This is a genomic window from Eubacterium ramulus, assembly GCF_003122485.1.
Taxonomy (GTDB): Bacteria; Bacillota; Clostridia; order Lachnospirales; family Lachnospiraceae; genus Eubacterium_I; species Eubacterium_I ramulus_A.
The window spans coordinates 23474-38585 of record NZ_JRFU01000054.1 but is presented as its reverse complement, the minus strand read 5'-3'; the positions used below and the strand labels follow the sequence as shown (position 1 = coordinate 38585).

The following is a 15112-nucleotide window of genomic DNA, read 5'->3' as shown; positions in this document are numbered from 1 at the left end:
CACCTACTTATAAAACTCAGAATCTGTAATATGAAAAGTTTCAAGATACTTATCCAATATTTCTGTATTAACAAGTACAAGCTGACCAATCTTATAACAAGCCTTGGCATCCTTAGCCACTTCTTGAAATTTTGTCATTCCCATACTGTACATCTTTGCACCATCTGAATATCTTACAAACTTTTTTGCATCCTCATATCTATCTTTTTTCTTTGATTCATCCATTGCTGTGCTCCTTTCACTTTGACTTCATAACAAATGACGTATTTTCTCCATAACGCAAAAAAGAGGACATCTTCTAAATTTCTTTAGAAAATGTCCTCTTAGTAGTTCATATTCGATTGAGTCTTATTCTTTTCAGATTGTGTACTCTTTCATACTGATGTAAATGACTATGCCAAAATACGTCTTTTAATGCGTCCTTTGACGTACTCAAATGCCTCAATCCCGCATAAACACTAGGTTTATTTATCCAAGCTCTTCATCGTCGGGAAGAGTAATACATCACGGATTGCCGGGCTGTTTGTCATCATCATAACCATACGGTCGATACCGAATCCGATACCACCTGTAGGCGGCATACCGATGCTTAATGCGTTCAGGAAGTCTTCGTCTGTGTGGTTTGCTTCATCATCACCGGCAGCGAATGCTTTTTCCTGTGCCTCGAAACGCTCTCTCTGATCGATCGGATCATTCAACTCGGAATAAGCGTTTGCCATCTCCCATCCGTTCATGAAGAACTCGAAACGCTCTACATAATCCGGATTTTCCGGTTTTTTCTTTGTTAACGGAGAAATCTCTACCGGGTGATCCATGATGAAAGTCGGCTGGATCAGGTGCTCCTCTACATACTCCTCGAAGAAGAGATTTAAGATATCACCTTTCTCATGACGCTCCTCATATTCGATATGATGCTCGTCTGCAACTTTTTTTGCTTCCTCAGTAGAATGAATCTCGTTGAAGTCTACATTTGCATACTGTTTTACAGCATCAACCATTGTGATACGTGCAAACGGTTTAGACAGATCCATGGTGTGCTCACCGTATGTGAGGATCTCGGATCCGGTTACTTCCTTTGCTACATGACGGTACAGGTTCTCTGTCAGATCCATCATGCCGTGGTAATCTGTATATGCCTGATATAACTCCATCAGAGTGAATTCCGGATTGTGACGGGTATCAAGTCCCTCGTTACGGAATACACGACCGATCTCGTATACACGCTCCATACCGCCTACGATCAGACGTTTCAGATAGAGCTCCAGAGAGATACGGAGTTTCAGATCTTCGTTTAATGCGTTAAAATGTGTCTCAAACGGTCTTGCAGCGGCTCCGCCTGCGTTGGATACCAGCATCGGTGTCTCAACTTCCATAAAGCCCTGTCCATCCAGATAACGACGGATACTGCTGATGATTTTGGAACGTTTGATGAATGTATCTTTTACTTCCGGATTCATGATCAGGTCTACGTATCTCTGACGATAACGTGTATCTGTATCTGTCAGACCATGGAATTTCTCCGGAAGTACCTGTAAGCTCTTGGAAAGAAGAGTTACCTCAGAAGCATGGATGGAAATCTCTCCTGTCTTTGTCTTGAATACTTCACCTGTGATACCAAGGATATCACCTACATCATATTTTTTGAAATCCGCATAGGATTCCTCTCCGATATTATCGCGTGCCACATAAGACTGAATGCTTCCCTGCAAATCCTGTACGTTGCAGAAAGAAGCCTTTCCCATAACACGTTTGAACATCATACGACCGGCGATCGTTACAGTCTGACCTTCTAATGTGTCAAAATTGTCTTTGATCTCCATGCTGTGATGTGTTACATCATATTTTGTAATCTGAAACGGATCTTTTCCACGTTCCTGAAGATCCTGCAGTTTCTCGCGACGAACCTTCAAAAGCTGGTTAACGTCTACGTCCTGTCCTTTCTTTTGTTCAGCCATTTTCATTCTCCCTTTTCTCTTAGTTTGATCTCTGGATTTCCAGTACTTTATACTGTAAAACACCTGCCTGTGTCTCTACATTTACAATCTCACCGACTTTTGCACCAAGTAATGCTTTTCCAACCGGAGACTCATTTGAAATCTTGCCTTTCAGGCTGTTTGCCTCAGTGGAACCAACGATCTTATACTCAAGTTCCTCATCAAACTCGCAGTCAAGAATACGTACCTGACAGCCAACGCTGATCTTGTCCAGATCTACCTCATCCTCAACAACAACTTCTGCATGTCTTAAGATTTTCTCGATCTCTTCAATACGTGCTTCGATATCACGCTGCTCATCTTTTGCTGCATCGTACTCAGCGTTCTCTGATAAGTCACCCTGCTCACGCGCTTCTTTAATCTTCTGAGCGATCTCTTTTCTCTTTACTACTTTTAATTCCTGTAATTCGTTCTCCAGTTTCTGTAATCCCTGGTAAGTCAAAAGATTTTTCTTATCCATGTTTGTTGATCCTCCTGATCGTTTTTTATTTATCATTAATTTTGAAGAGTTTTATCCACTTTCACAATCAATACATTATAACCAATCGGTACTTCTATGTCAAGATTTTGCATCTTCTCTTCCTCAGTTTGTACGGCAGTTTCATGAATCTTCCACCGGCGCTTGTAAAAAGGAACATATAAAACCTTTGGCATCAGACGGTCTGTGTACATGATCCCCTGCCGCTCCAGGTCAAGTACCACGTTTGCATGGCTCTCCCGCATCGCATCCAGTGGAAAAATTCTGGTCATGAGACCGTATTCCATCTCCAGCCAGACGGTAAAAGACACAAAATCTTCCGGTCGGTTCGTACAGATTTCCAGAAAATTCAACCCCGGACTCAACTGTCGCAAAATCTGATCCACATCATCGTCCTCGCCAAATACCTGGTCCGGCGTATCCGTGTCAATGATCAGCGGTTTGAAATCGCGATATAACTGTTTTCTGGTCAGTCTGCCTCCCAGTTCTTCTTTTTCCTCCCGGATCACATCCTGTTTCTGCCACAGGATCTGTTCTATGATACTGCGGGTTGCAAAAATCCATGGATTTTCTGTCGTTTCCGGTTCCGGATCATTTGGTTGTTCCTGCACGTTATGCCGTTTTTTCAAAATACGGCAAAGGTATGTCCACATTTTTCGGAAGAAGTTTTTTATTTTGCTGACTTTTCCTGCACAGTTCTGTTCTGCCATAATCTGTTTTCCCACATTTCCTGTTTTTGATCTTCTTACAGTTTATGTGGAAAAAGTCGTTATTATGATTTTTTTACTATTTGTAATGTCTATGTTATTATAATCTTTTTACTATCTATAACGAAATTTCTACTATTGATTCTTTATCTGTTCCACTTCATCGTATCTGTTTCAGCATTTCTGTGACTTGCATATCATTTCTTTCCATGCACTTTACGCTATGCTTCTTCTGCCAGCCACTGTTCCAGCAATGCTTCCAGCTGTGCATAGCTTTCCACTTCATTGATCTTCCCGCGAAGTTTGGAAGAATTTTTATAACCGGCAGTGTACCATGCGGCATGTTTGCGGATCTCACGGATCCCAATGTAATCTCCCTTGATCTGAAGCTGTAAACGGGCATGTAAAAGCATCATGTCTGCCACTTCCCGGCGGCTTGGTTTCGGCAACTCTTCACCAGTCTCAAGCTGATGCTGGATCTGTTTGAAGATCCATGGATTTCCCTGTGCACCACGTCCGATCATAAAACCGTCACATCCGGTCTGTTCTTTCATACGAACCACATCCTGCGCACACAAAATATCACCGTTTCCGATGACCGGAATGGATACTGCCTCTTTTACCTGACGGATAATATCCCAGTCCGCTTTGCCGGAATAATACTGCTGTCTGGTTCTTCCATGTACCGCTATCGCCGCCACGCCACAGCTTTCCGCGATTTTTGCGATCTCCACGGCATTGACATGTTCCTCATCAAAGCCTTTTCGAATTTTCACCGTCACCGGTTTTTTCACCGCTTTTACCATCTTGGTCAGAATCTCTTCCACCAGCTTCGGATCTTTCATCAATGCCGATCCCTCATGGTTATTCACCACTTTTGGCACCGGACAGCCCATATTGAAATCAAGGATCTCAAAGGGACGCTCCTCGATCTGCGCTGCCATAGCTGCCAGAATATCCGGATCTGATCCGAACAACTGCAGTGAAACCGGATGTTCCTCCGGATGAATCTCCATCAGTAATTCCGTATTTTTATTTTTATAATAAATCGCTTTTGCGCTGACCATCTCCATGCACAAAAGCCCTGCACCCTGTCTGCGGCATAACAAACGAAATGGCAGGTCTGTTACGCCTGCCATGGGTGCCAGTACTAAATTGTTCTCCAGGGTTACATTGCCTATTTTCAATTTATTCATACTGTACTCTTTCCGTTTTTTCTTCTATTTATCCTTGTATCTACGCTTGTTTGTTTTACATTTTCAATGTATCTGATCTGAGATTCTGCATTTTCTGAAATTACTTTTTCTGCTTTTCCAAGATCAGACTTTCCCAAAACTACTTTTTCTGTTTTTCAAAGATCAGACGCATGCCCTGTAAGGTAAGCATCGGATCATAAATATCAATGGCATTGGTCTCTTTTTCAATAATTCTTCCAAGACCGCCGGTTGCCACAACTTTGATATTCTCCTTGCCAAACTCTTTTTTCATCTGTTTGACAATGTATTCTGTCTGTCCGATCTGACCATATACCAATCCTGCCTGCATACATGCAATGGTATCCTGCGCCAGAATGCTCTTCGGTTTCTTGATCTCAAATTCCGGCAGTTTGGCAGCCATACTCCACATCGCCTGCGCGGAAGTACGGATACCCGGTGCGATCACACAAGCGGTAAAGGTACCATCTGAATCTACCAGATCAAAGGTAGTTGCCGTACCATAATCAATCACGATCGCCGGTCCACCATACAGCTCATAAACTGCTGCCGCATCCACGATACGGTCTGCACCTACCTGACGTGGGTTTTTGGAAGTCACACGGATTCCGGTCTTTACGCCAGCCTCGATAATAATTGGTTTTGTATTAAAATATTTGATGATGGCACTTGTCAGGGAATGCATAACGTTCGGTACTACGGATGCAACGATGACATCTGTAATTTCTCCAACTTTCACCTGATTATGCTCCAGCAGCTCACACATCACCATACCGTACTCATCTGAGGTACGTGTCTGAATTGTTGTCATTCGAAATGTGGTACGCAGTTTTTTCCCTTCAAATACACCCAGTGTGATATTTGTATTCCCGATATCTACGGTTAAAAGCATTTTTCCAGTCCTCCACTAGCTAGTTTTCAACGTTTATCTGATGAGTCACTTTATAATACATTTCCAGTGATTCCAACAATTCCTGCTTTGTGTTCTGCAGCTGTTTCACTTTCAGAACACTTCCAATCTCATCATACAGCAAATCACCCTCATCTGCCGCCGTCTCAAAGATCAGTTCTCCGTCTTCATCAAATTTCAAGGTAAGTGTACCGCCTACATCTTCTGTATACAATACACACATCAGTTTCAGTTCATCCTGGATTCCCTGCGGTAATTTCTGAAAATCCGAATTCAGATAATATTTTTTTGTATATGCGCTGGATCCACACAGCACTACTTCTTCCTGATTCATAAATGATCATTTTCTCCTGTTATCTATTCTTCTGTCCAGTTCGTCTATTCTGGCAAACAAAGGTACATTCATCACACATATCCATACACACCACGAACGGATACTTCACCGGAGGAAACATGGGCAGTTCCGTCTTCTGTCTGTACCAGAAGCTCCCCACTCTGATTGATTCCCTGCGCGACGCCGGTATACTCCTGCCGCGGGTCAAGCACACGCACACTGCGCCCACGGTTGATAAGATGACTGTTATACTCATTCATCAAACCGGACAGATCCTGTGTTTTCAGATAAAGAGCATAATATTTTTCAAACTCTGCCATAATCTTTGCAGCCAGTTTTGCTCTGCTGATGCGCACACCCGTCAGCAAATACAGGGAGGTAGCTGTCGCAGCCACTTCCTCCGGAAAAATTTCATTGGAAACGTTGATTCCCACGCCGATCACAATATAGTTGATATAATCGATCTGTGCGCTCATCTCTGTCAGAATGCCACAGACTTTTTTGCCATCACATACGATATCGTTCGGCCATTTGATCTGTGTGTCAATTCCAACCACATCTTCAATGCCCGCCCGGACCGCAAGTGCCATCACAAGGGTCAGCATAGAAGCATTTCCCGGTTGAATATCCGGTTTTAACAGCAAAGTCATAAAAATACCTTCGCCGGCTTTGGAATCCCAGGAACGTCCCCGGCGTCCTTTTCCAGAAGTCTGACAATCGCTGAGCACCAGCAGACCGTGCTCTGCACCTTCTTCTGCCAGCCGTTTTGCCTGATTGTTGGTAGAATCGGTCTCATCAAACACCACCAGATGCTGTCCCGCCCAGTCTGTTTCCAGATATTTTTGAAGCTGTTCTTCCGTCAGCAGATCCGGTTCTTCTTTTAACCGATAGCCTTTGTTTCTCACTGCTTCAATCACATATCCTTCTGCTTCTAGCTGACGGATTGCTTTCCATACCGCTGTGCGGGATACACCAAATTTTTCACTGATTTCCTGTCCGGATATAAAATCCTGACAATTCTGCAAAAGTTCCAGAATTTTCTTTTTCACAGTTTTCTCCATCCTATCATACAGTTCATACCGTACGTATTCTGTCTTGTCTTCTATTGGATATTCAATCAGATATGCTCAACGAAGACAACGTACTTTTTTATATTTGGTCAATTCAGAGCATACGCTCCATACGGATGATTATTTCTCAGCTCCGCCAAGGGTTGCATACATAACCGCTTTGATGGTATGCATACGGTTCTCAGCCTCATCGAACACGATAGACTGCGGGCTTTCGAATACCTCATCTGTTACTTCCATTGCATCCAGACCAAATTTGTCATGGATCTCTTTTCCGATCTTTGTATTCAGATCATGGAATGCCGGCAGACAATGCATGAATTTTACCTGCGGTCCTGCATTTTCCATTAATTTTGCATTTACCTGATATGGTGTCAGCTCCTCGATACGGCTTGCCCATACATCATCCGGCTCACCCATGGATACCCATACATCTGTATAGATAACATCTGCACCTTTGGTCCCTGCCATTGCATCCTCTGTCAAAGTGATGGTTGCACCTGTCTCCTCTGCGATGGCACGGCACTGAGCAACTAATTCCTCATTCGGGAAATATTTTTTATTTGTGCATGCAGTAAAATGCATACCAAGTTTCGCACATACGACCATCAGAGAATTTCCCATATTATAACGGGCATCGCCCATGTACGCAAGTTTAATTCCTTTTAAATGTCCAAAATGCTCTTTGATGGTGAGCATGTCTGCGATCATCTGTGTCGGATGGAACTCATTGGTTAGACCGTTCCATACCGGAACACCTGCATATTTTGCAAGTTCCTCAACGATCTCCTGATCGAAGCCACGATACTCGATACCATCGTACATACGTCCAAGAACGCGTGCAGTATCTGCAATGCTTTCTTTTTTACCGATCTGGGAAGCAGACGGGTCAAGGAATGTTGTATGCATACCAAGATCAAAGGCTGCTACTTCAAAAGAACAACGGGTACGTGTACTATTTTTTTCAAAAATCAGGGCAATGTTTTTGCCTGTCAGTACATCGTGACGAATACCTTTTTTCTTTTTCTCTTTCAGCTCTGCGGATAAGTCAATCAGATATGTAATCTCTTCCGGTGTGAAATCCAGTAATTTTAAAAAGTTTTTTCCTGTTAAATTCATTTCTTTTTTACCTCTCAGTTTATTATCATTCAGCTTTTTCTATTTTCTGCTGTAAAAAATCGCATCTTGCCTGTGTTTCTTCGACAGAAAATGGTAAAACACCTTCTGTCATGTAAAAACTCATGTCAAAGGATATGCGCAATCCGCCTACGCTACTTGCTTGATTTGATTAAAAACAGGGCTGCCGTGCGGGCAGCCCATGTTACTATTCTTACTTTTCTTTTACATCTGCTGCTACTTCTACCAGAGATTTGGCAAGTCCTGCCATACCCTGAATTTCTGACGGAATAATAATCTTTGTTGCTTTGCCGTCTGCTGCTTTTGCAAATGCCTCCAAACTCTTGATCTGAAGAACTGCTGCATCCGGAGAAGCCTCTTTCAGGAAGCGGAGACCATCGGCGTTTGCCTGCTGGATCTTCAGAATCGCTTCTGCCTGACCTTCTGCTTCTTTGACGGTTGCTTCACGTTTTGCCTCTGCACGAAGGATTGCTGCCTGTTTCTCAGCCTCCGCATCCAGAATTGCAGATTCTTTCTTACCTTCTGCAACCAGAATGGTGGATTTCTTCTCACCTTCTGCACGAAGGATTGCCTCACGACGTTCACGCTCAGCCTTCATCTGTTTCTCCATCGCATCCTGAATGGCCTGCGGCGGAATGATGTTTTTCAGCTCTACACGGTTTACTTTGATTCCCCATGGATCTGTTGCGATATCCAGGGAAGCTCTCATTTTTGTATTGATGGTCTCTCTGGAAGTAAGTGTCTCATCCAGCTCCAGATCACCGATGATATTTCTCAGTGTTGTTGCTGTCAGATTTTCAATCGCCATGATCGGATTTTCCACACCATAGGAAAACAGCTTCGGATCTGTGATCTGGAAAAATACGACAGTATCAATTCGCATGGTAACGTTATCTTTTGTAATAACCGGCTGCGGTGCGAAATCAACAACCTGCTCTTTTAACAGAACTCTTTTTGCCACACGGTCGATGATCGGCATTTTGAAATGAATACCAACCTCCCAGGTTCCCTGATATGCGCCCAGACGCTCTACAACATATGCGTTCGCCTGAGGTACAATCTTGATGCATGATGCCAGAATCAAGATAACTACTACGATTAGAATAATAATTGCAATCACTATATTGCCCTCCTTTACACGTTCAAAAAGAATATGTCTGCTTTAGGTAATCGGATTTCAGGAATGTCACAACTCTCTTACTGCAAAATACGCATCATGTAGCACATGACATATGCCTCCCAATTACTCCGGACACTTAACCATCAGTTTTACCCCGCTGATAGAAACAACGCTTACAACGTCATCCTTTTTGAATTTTTGCTTTTCATCCACACTTCTTGCTGCCCATTCCTGACCGCGTATCATCACACGTCCGGTTGACAGAAGATTATCAATCGGTTCTATTACGACTGCTTCTTCTCCGATCAGTGTCTGTGCATTTGTGCGAATGTGCTCCGAATTGAATTTTTTCTGAGCCAGTGGTCGGATCAGCAGAACCAATACCAACGACACAATCAGAAACACGATTACCTGTACAGCGACTCCACCCTGAGCCACGCTAACAAAAAATGCTGCCAGTGCACCGCCTGCAAACCAGATGGTCAGCAATCCCACGGTCGCGATCTCGAGCAGGATAAATGCTACCAGAAGAACCAGCCATATCATTGGCGCTGATAATGAAAACATGTCGATCCCCCCTTTTCCTTGTTTTCACCAATATACTATATTTTCTCCCGTTTTACAATAATAATCACAAAAAGAGAGACCACATTCTTGCCGTTTTCCGGCAATTTTTGTAGTCTCTCTGTATAAAGCACGGTAATTCTTAAAAAGAATATAGCAACTTCTGTTGACTAATATCACGCACCAGGTCTCGCTCACGTCCAACCTGAATTGCATAAATTGTTCCGCCTATAGCTTTTCTTAATAGAAAATCTGTGATCCGATCACTGTACCGGATCCGCTTGTTCCTGCATGGAAATATTTTGCTCCGCCTGTATTATCTGCACCACTTAATGCTTCTGCTGCTGCCTGATAACAACTGGATGAGATATTTCCGCTGCTTAATACTCTTGCAAGCTTTCCACTGGAAGCCGGTGTAAACTGACCGCTCTGGTAGATAACACCGGAAATGCTGTTCGGGAAAGATCCGCTTTTTACACGGTTCATGACAACAGCTCCAACTGCAAGCTGACCGGAATACGGTTCTCCGCCTGCCTCACACTGGATGATGGCTGCCAGAAGCTGTGTGTCACTGGAAGAAGCGCTGACTGCTTCAGAGCTTGTTGTAACTGCTGCACTGTCTGAGCCTGAGTTGCTGTTTCCTGCCTGAGCTGCTGCTTCCTGTGCTGCTTTCTGAGCGGCAGCTGCTTCTCTTGCACGGATTTCTTCCATGCTTACGGCATCGTCAATATTTAATGCAACGTCTACATAGTCTGCTGCAACATATGCAGTTGTTCCGTTGCAGTCTACGGAAACCCATCCGTCAACTTCCTCTGCATCTGTGTTTACTGTCAGAGATGCGCCGGAATCGATGACGTCAAGAATTTTTGCATCTGTGTTGGATGCCTCACGAACACGGATACCATCTGCATTCGCGGTTGCCTTTGTCTCACAGTTTTCTTCTGCATAAGTGTGAGCATCTTCGCCAAATACACAATATGCATTATTTACATAACCTTCTACGTCTCCGGATTTTACCTTGGTCCATTCATCACCGGTCTCAAGTACTTCCGCACCGGAGCCTGCATAAAATTTTCCAACTACTTCCGCATCCGCAGATGCTTCTTTTCGTATATTCAATGAACTGTCTTTATCAACTGTTACCAGCATTTTGTCTGCCCACTCAGCAGCTTCTGCCGCTGCCTGTGCGTTCTGTTGTATGATCTGAACAGACTGAACTCCTGTGCTTGCCGCCTGGCTTACACGGTCTGCCACATTTGCATTTACTGTAGCGCTCTCCGTCGTGGTTCCTGTCTCAGCAGCACTTGCAGAAACGGCTGTTGTGACGGATGTGAGTGCCAGAGCTGCTGTAATAATTCCGCTTTCAATAACCTTTCTAAATTTCATTTGACCTCCTGATTCAAACCTTTACAAAATTGCCCGTAAAAATTTGTTAATTGATTTTATAATTTGTTTTGTGTTAGTATTACAATTCCAATTACTAATTATGCATTTCTGTTAAATTTGTTACAGAATTGTTACACAAACGTTGCACGCATTATAACAACTCATTTTCAGGATGTCAACCCTATTTTTCACTTTTTGTGCACTTTTTACCCATTTTTTCCTTGAAAAAAGATGATTTTTATACCAAATTGCACATTTTTGTGCACTTTTTTGGGATTCCATCATCTTTTTCAAAATGCAATTTATTACATCATTTACGGAAACATTTCCTGTATGACACTGCCAAATAATTCTTCCTCTGACTTTGTTACAGCATGTCCTCTTTTTGCACTTGTTTCCGGTTCTTTTCTTATGTATTTTTCACGATCTCTGCCACTGTCTGTTGCTCTCTGACTCATGGCAATTTTCATTACATCTTTTGATTTTTCCGTCAGACGGATGATCTGTTTTCTGCATCGACGCACCCCTGCCAGATTGATTATCATCAGTACTACAATACACCCCAGAATACCCAGAATCAGCTCTGTCGTATGCTGTGTATATATCATTTCTGCAAAATGAATCAGTCGATCCATTTCACGCCTCCTTCCCGTCATGGATCCTGTTCATGACATTTTTGTTACATAGCAAGTGTAACAAAAACATACACTTTAGAAAAGGGGCTTTGCGGCTCTTTTCGCCGCAAGTTTCGACCTGTTTCTTCCTATTATAATATTTTTCCAGTTTTTAATACTTAACTGATCAATTTTCATCAAAAACCGGAAGTTAATCAACTCGTAGAGATGATTCTGAAACAGAAAATTCTCTCCTTCTAAGAAAATCTGCTATTACTGAACACTTACAGAAATGGCGGCTCAATTCTGTAAGTGTTGAATCCCTTTTTTGACGAAGAGAAATACTTGTCACCCCATGGGAATAGGTGTATATTTGTAAGAAATGAAGTCAGATATCTGAAACAGAAAGGATTCATCATATGAAAAAAATCATTCTCACCGGCGGTGGTACTGCCGGACATGTTACACCAAATATTGCGCTTCTTCCGCGCCTGAAAGAACTGGGTTATGACATTTCCTACATCGGTTCTTATGCAGGCATGGAAAAAGGACTGATCGAACAGCAGAATATCCCGTATTACGGCATTTCTTCCGGAAAACTGCGCCGTTATTTTGATCCGAAAAACTTCTCTGATCCATTTAAAGTAATGAAGGGATATTTTCAGGCAAGAGCTCTGATGCGCAAATTAAAACCGGATATTGTATTCTCCAAAGGCGGATTTGTCAGTGTTCCGGTGGTTCTGGCAGCAAAACATGCCAAAGTGCCGACGATCATCCATGAATCTGATATTACTCCGGGACTTGCCAACCGTATCGCGATCCCGGCAGCAAGCCGTGTATGCTGTAACTTCCCGGAAACAATTCCACATCTGCCGGAAGGAAAAGCTGTATTGTCCGGTTCTCCGATTCGTGCAGAGCTACTTCACGGAAGCAAAGAAGCTGCTTATACATACACTGGTCTCAACAGTGAAAAACCGGTCATTCTTGTAGTTGGCGGAAGTTCCGGTTCCAAAGTCATTAACGATACTGTCCGCAGTATTCTTCCGGAACTGCTGAAAAATTATCAGGTGATCCATCTGTGTGGAAAAGGAAATCTGGATGCTTCCCTGAATAACACAGCCAGTTATGTACAATATGAATATGCAAACAAAGAGCTGGCAGATATGTTTGCCGTTGCAGAACTTGTAATCTCCCGTGCAGGTGCTAACTCTATCTGCGAATTGCTGGCATTACGTAAACCAAATATTCTGGTTCCGTTATCCAAAAATGCAAGTCGTGGCGATCAGATTCTGAATGCAAATTCTTTTGAAAAACAGGGATTCAGCTATGTGATCGAAGAAGAAGCGTTGTCTGATCAGACACTGACTGATGCGATTCATACTGTATGGGAAAAACGCAAGGATTATATTCATGCAATGGAAAGCAGTGATCAGATGGATGCGGTTACAACGATCACAGATTTGATTGAAAAACTTCGGAAACATTAGATCTTGTTTGGTGTGGCTTATTTGTGTGGCTTAAAATTTACGATATTATGTTTTGATACGAACTTCTGCATTTTGCCTCAGTCGCTAACAATCGCTCCTTGAGGAAAAATGCAGAAGTTCTCAATTTACATCGTGATATTTGTAAATTTTTTGCGCCACACTGCACTGCGTGCCGCATGTATATACATGCTTCTCTAATGATAAAGCAAAAGAGCAAAAAGACTTGTTTTTTATAAATAGTCCTTTTGCTCTTGTTTTTTTTTACTCTTTTATTAGATGTTTTTCATCAGATTTACCATCTCGATTGCGGAGCAAGCAACATCATAGCCTTTGTTTCCTGCTTTTGTACCTGCACGCTCGATCGCCTGCTCAATGTTGTCAGTTGTCAATACACCAAACAGTGTCGGTACACCTGTCTCAAGGCCAACCATAGCAGTTCCTTTGCTGACCTCAGCGCACACATAATCATAGTGGCTTGTGGAACCTTTGATAACTGCTCCTAAACAAAGTACTGCATCGTATTTTCCGGAAGCTGCCATTTTCTTTGCAACGATCGGGATCTCAAATGCACCCGGAACCCATGCCAGATCAATGTCCTCATCTTTTACACCGTGACGTACACAAGCGTCCTGTGCGCCGCCAACCAGTTTTGATACGATAAACTCGTTAAAACGTGCTGCTACAATACCGATTTTAATTCCCTCTGCTACTACATTTCCTTCTAAAACTCTCATTTTCTTATCCTCCTGATTTGAATTATTACGTTTATTTCTAATTTTTACTTTATATTTCTACTTCTTTTATCACTCTGTATTTACTTTACAAAATCTCTCCAAACATTCAAGAATGCTCCTGCATTTTACCGGTTGTATTTTATTCATAGTTTGTCATATGATCCATTTTTTCCTGTTTGGTTTTCAGGTAAAAATAGTCAAATTTCTGTGCTTTGATCTGGATCGGTACGCGCTCCTCAATGGTGATGCCATATCCTGCAAGTCCTGTGATCTTGGTTGGGTTGTTTGTCAGCAGACGCAGGCGTTTTGCTCCGATATCACGCAGGATCTGTGCGCCCACTCCGTACTCACGCATATCAGCCGGGAAACCAAGTTTGATATTTGCTTCTACGGTATCATACCCCTGCTCCTGCAGCTCGTATGCTTTTAATTTATTGATGAGACCAATGCCACGACCTTCCTGGCGAAGATATAACAATACGCCTCTACCTTCTTTTGCAATGGCTTTCATTGCTGCATCTAACTGTTCTCCACAGTCGCAGCGGCTGGAACCAAACACATCTCCGGTCAGGCACTCGGAATGTACACGGCAAAGTACCGGCTCACCATCTGCCACATCGCCCATAACAAGTGCTACGTGATGATCTCCGTTTAAAATATTTTCATATCCATAAATCTCAAAGTTACCATATTTTGTCGGGAGTTTTGCATCTGCTTCGCGGCGGATCAGACTCTCATTTTTAAGACGATACTCAATGATATCGGTAATTGTGATAACGGTCAGATCATGTTTTTCTGCAAACTGCAACAGCTCTGTGGTACGCATCATGGTTCCGTCCTCGCGCATGATCTCACAGCAAAGTCCACACGGTTTTAAGCCTGCCAGTTTTGCCAGATCAACGGTTGCCTCTGTATGGCCGTCACGCACCAGTACGCCGCCGTCTTTTGCACGCAGTGGGAACATATGACCCGGTCTGCGGAAGTCTGCCGGTCTTGCATCGTCTTCCACACATTTCAATGCAGTGTAGGAACGCTCTGCTGCGGAAATGCCGGTTGTGGTGTCTACATGATCGATGGATACGGTAAATGCAGTACAATGATTATCTGTATTCACACTTACCATCTGATCCAGTCCCAGTTTATCGCAAAGCTCACCGCTCATCGGCATACAGATCAAACCTTTTGCTTCGCATGCCATAAAGTTTACATTTTCCTGTGTTGCAAACTCTGCCGCACAGATCAGATCACCTTCATTTTCTCTTTCCGGATCATCAATTACTAAAATTACTTTTCCGTCTCTCAAATCCTGTAATGCTTCTTCTACTGTTCCAATTTCTTTTGCCATTTTTTTATCCTCCAAGTT

16 protein-coding genes are annotated in these 15112 nt (G+C 43.0%); 1 reads left to right on the top strand and 15 read right to left on the bottom strand.

Annotation, left to right across the window (positions count from 1 at the left end):
• Positions 1-3: 3 nt before the first annotated feature.
• The 13 genes from LG34_RS05070 to LG34_RS05010 form a co-directional block, all read right to left on the bottom strand.
• The gene (locus LG34_RS05070; RefSeq protein ID WP_008395358.1) at positions 4-225 is read right to left on the bottom strand and encodes a DUF6462 family protein; all 222 of its coding nucleotides are present in this window, start codon (positions 223-225) and stop codon (positions 4-6) included.
• A 239-nt stretch (positions 226-464) separates the two neighbouring features.
• Positions 465-1955: a lysine--tRNA ligase gene (gene lysS / locus LG34_RS05065; RefSeq protein ID WP_109215132.1), complete on the bottom strand. Its 1491-nt coding sequence runs from the start codon at positions 1953-1955 to the stop codon at positions 465-467.
• Between the two features lie 19 nt (positions 1956-1974).
• On the bottom strand, positions 1975-2454 hold the full coding sequence (gene greA / locus LG34_RS05060) for a transcription elongation factor GreA (RefSeq protein ID WP_109215128.1): 480 nt from the start codon (positions 2452-2454) through the stop codon (positions 1975-1977).
• 35 nt (positions 2455-2489) lie between these two features.
• On the bottom strand, positions 2490-3182 hold the full coding sequence (locus LG34_RS05055; RefSeq protein WP_146190188.1) for a hypothetical protein: 693 nt from the start codon (positions 3180-3182) through the stop codon (positions 2490-2492).
• Between the two features lie 218 nt (positions 3183-3400).
• Positions 3401-4375 (bottom strand): tRNA dihydrouridine synthase DusB, encoded by a 975-nt coding sequence (dusB, locus tag LG34_RS05050; protein WP_109215126.1) that lies wholly within the window; start codon positions 4373-4375, stop codon positions 3401-3403.
• 139 nt (positions 4376-4514) lie between these two features.
• Positions 4515-5285, bottom strand: a complete 771-nt coding sequence (locus LG34_RS05045; protein ID WP_109215125.1) for a type III pantothenate kinase — start codon at positions 5283-5285, stop codon at positions 4515-4517.
• 19 nt (positions 5286-5304) lie between these two features.
• Complete coding sequence (locus tag LG34_RS05040) at positions 5305-5637, bottom strand: DUF6145 family protein (RefSeq protein ID WP_109215124.1); 333 nt, start codon at positions 5635-5637, stop codon at positions 5305-5307.
• 71 nt (positions 5638-5708) lie between these two features.
• Positions 5709-6698, bottom strand: coding sequence for a biotin--[acetyl-CoA-carboxylase] ligase (locus tag LG34_RS05035; RefSeq protein WP_109215123.1), 990 nt, complete (start codon positions 6696-6698; stop codon positions 5709-5711).
• 129 nt (positions 6699-6827) lie between these two features.
• Positions 6828-7826, bottom strand: coding sequence for an ornithine carbamoyltransferase (gene argF, locus LG34_RS05030; RefSeq protein WP_109215122.1), 999 nt, complete (start codon positions 7824-7826; stop codon positions 6828-6830).
• A 211-nt stretch (positions 7827-8037) separates the two neighbouring features.
• Positions 8038-8964: an SPFH domain-containing protein gene (locus LG34_RS05025; protein WP_294785539.1), complete on the bottom strand. Its 927-nt coding sequence runs from the start codon at positions 8962-8964 to the stop codon at positions 8038-8040.
• Positions 8965-9087: 123 nt separating this feature from the next.
• Positions 9088-9531, bottom strand: a complete 444-nt coding sequence (locus tag LG34_RS05020; protein WP_177956980.1) for an NfeD family protein — start codon at positions 9529-9531, stop codon at positions 9088-9090.
• A 237-nt stretch (positions 9532-9768) separates the two neighbouring features.
• Positions 9769-10914, bottom strand: coding sequence for a cell wall hydrolase (locus LG34_RS05015; protein WP_109215120.1), 1146 nt, complete (start codon positions 10912-10914; stop codon positions 9769-9771).
• Positions 10915-11228: 314 nt separating this feature from the next.
• Positions 11229-11549 (bottom strand): hypothetical protein, encoded by a 321-nt coding sequence (locus tag LG34_RS05010; protein WP_109215119.1) that lies wholly within the window; start codon positions 11547-11549, stop codon positions 11229-11231.
• 398 nt (positions 11550-11947) lie between these two features.
• On the opposite strand from LG34_RS05010, the gene LG34_RS05005 reads away from it, so the two are divergent.
• A complete protein-coding gene (locus LG34_RS05005) occupies positions 11948-13015 on the top strand; it encodes an undecaprenyldiphospho-muramoylpentapeptide beta-N-acetylglucosaminyltransferase (RefSeq protein ID WP_109215118.1) in 1068 nt (355 codons plus the stop codon).
• Positions 13016-13287: 272 nt separating this feature from the next.
• Here the strand turns inward: LG34_RS05005 and ribH are convergent, their stop codons facing one another.
• Positions 13288-13749, bottom strand: a complete 462-nt coding sequence (ribH, locus tag LG34_RS05000) for a 6,7-dimethyl-8-ribityllumazine synthase (protein ID WP_109215117.1) — start codon at positions 13747-13749, stop codon at positions 13288-13290.
• Between the two features lie 139 nt (positions 13750-13888).
• Positions 13889-15094, bottom strand: coding sequence for a bifunctional 3,4-dihydroxy-2-butanone-4-phosphate synthase/GTP cyclohydrolase II (locus LG34_RS04995; protein ID WP_109215116.1), 1206 nt, complete (start codon positions 15092-15094; stop codon positions 13889-13891).
• Positions 15095-15112: the final 18 nt, after the last annotated feature.

Bases quoted from the DNA above. Each gene is read 5' to 3' on its own strand.
- LG34_RS05070 (WP_008395358.1), bottom strand. From the start codon at position 225: ATGGATGAATCAAAGAAAAAAGATAGATATGAGGATGCAAAAAAGTTT.
- lysS (WP_109215132.1), bottom strand. From the start codon at position 1,955: ATGGCTGAACAAAAGAAAGGACAGGACGTAGACGTTAACCAGCTTTTG.
- greA (WP_109215128.1), bottom strand. From the start codon at position 2,454: ATGGATAAGAAAAATCTTTTGACTTACCAGGGATTACAGAAACTGGAG.
- LG34_RS05055 (WP_146190188.1), bottom strand. From the start codon at position 3,182: ATGGCAGAACAGAACTGTGCAGGAAAAGTCAGCAAAATAAAAAACTTC.
- dusB (WP_109215126.1), bottom strand. From the start codon at position 4,375: ATGAATAAATTGAAAATAGGCAATGTAACCCTGGAGAACAATTTAGTA.
- LG34_RS05045 (WP_109215125.1), bottom strand. From the start codon at position 5,285: ATGCTTTTAACCGTAGATATCGGGAATACAAATATCACACTGGGTGTA.
- LG34_RS05040 (WP_109215124.1), bottom strand. From the start codon at position 5,637: ATGAATCAGGAAGAAGTAGTGCTGTGTGGATCCAGCGCATATACAAAA.
- LG34_RS05035 (WP_109215123.1), bottom strand. From the start codon at position 6,698: ATGGAGAAAACTGTGAAAAAGAAAATTCTGGAACTTTTGCAGAATTGT.
- argF (WP_109215122.1), bottom strand. From the start codon at position 7,826: ATGAATTTAACAGGAAAAAACTTTTTAAAATTACTGGATTTCACACCG.
- LG34_RS05020 (WP_177956980.1), bottom strand. From the start codon at position 9,531: ATGTTTTCATTATCAGCGCCAATGATATGGCTGGTTCTTCTGGTAGCA.
- LG34_RS05015 (WP_109215120.1), bottom strand. From the start codon at position 10,914: ATGAAATTTAGAAAGGTTATTGAAAGCGGAATTATTACAGCAGCTCTG.
- LG34_RS05010 (WP_109215119.1), bottom strand. From the start codon at position 11,549: ATGGATCGACTGATTCATTTTGCAGAAATGATATATACACAGCATACG.
- LG34_RS05005 (WP_109215118.1), top strand. From the start codon at position 11,948: ATGAAAAAAATCATTCTCACCGGCGGTGGTACTGCCGGACATGTTACA.
- ribH (WP_109215117.1), bottom strand. From the start codon at position 13,749: ATGAGAGTTTTAGAAGGAAATGTAGTAGCAGAGGGAATTAAAATCGGT.
- LG34_RS04995 (WP_109215116.1), bottom strand. From the start codon at position 15,094: ATGGCAAAAGAAATTGGAACAGTAGAAGAAGCATTACAGGATTTGAGA.